Below are 255 nucleotides of genomic sequence, written 5' to 3'. Positions count from 1 at the left end.
GACTCAGTGAAGTTGAAATTGCGGTGAAGATGCCGTATACCCGCGGCTAGACGGAAAGACCCCGTGAACCTTTACTATAGCTTGGCACTGAACATTGAACCTACATGTGTAGGATAGGTGGGAGACTTTGAAGTTGTGACGCTAGTCATGATGGAGTCGTCCTTGAAATACCACCCTTGTAGTTTTGATGTTCTAACCTAGGTCCCTTATCGGGATTAGGGACAGTGCCTGGTGGGTAGTTTGACTGGGGCGGTC

At 49.0% G+C, this 255-nt stretch carries 1 rRNA gene; it reads left to right on the top strand.

Annotated elements, in window-relative coordinates:
* Positions 1 to 255 (top strand): 23S ribosomal RNA (locus KFE26_RS23855); the annotation flags it as partial.

The organism is Shewanella sp. M16, assembly GCF_018224605.1.
Lineage (GTDB): Bacteria > Pseudomonadota > Gammaproteobacteria > Enterobacterales > Shewanellaceae > Shewanella > Shewanella oncorhynchi.
Note: the sequence above shows the minus strand (reverse complement) of the source record. Positions and strands in the feature narration are given on the sequence as shown.